General features: G+C 72.3%; 1 pseudogene. It reads right to left on the minus strand.

Annotation, left to right across the window (positions count from 1 at the left end):
• Positions 1-506 (minus strand): annotated as a pseudogene (locus VKA29_RS08050) (2-oxoglutarate ferredoxin oxidoreductase subunit alpha); the annotation flags it as partial.

Below are 506 nucleotides of genomic sequence, written 5' to 3' on the forward strand. Positions count from 1 at the left end.
CGCAGGTCGGGCAGTTCGTCGGTGTCCGGGATGCGCCAGGGCTCGGAGCCGTTGGCCAGGTAACCGTCCGACAGCAGGAAGACCGGGGTGCGGTAGGTGACGGCGATGCGGGCGGCCTCCACGGCCGCGTCGAAGCAGTCCGCCGGCGTGCGCGGCGCGACCACCGGCACCGGCGCCTCACCGTTGCGCCCGTACATGGCCAGCAGCAGGTCCGCCTGCTCGGTCTTGGTCGGCAGGCCGGTCGAGGGCCCCCCGCGCTGGATGTCGATCACCAGCAGCGGCAGCTCCAGCGAGACGGCGAGGCCGATCGTCTCCTGCTTGATGGTGACGCCGGGCCCGGAGGTCGTGGTGACCGCGAGGGAACCGCCGAACGCGGCGCCGAGGGCGGCGCCCACCGCGGCGATCTCGTCCTCGGCCTGGAAGGTGCGTACGCCGAAGTTCTTGTGCCGGGACAGCTCGTGCAGGATGTCCGAGGCGGGGGTGATCGGGTAGGAGCCGAGGAAGAG

Origin of the sequence: Streptomyces sp. H51, assembly GCF_035656535.1 — a bacterium.
In the GTDB taxonomy this organism is placed as follows: domain Bacteria; phylum Actinomycetota; class Actinomycetes; order Streptomycetales; family Streptomycetaceae; genus Streptomyces.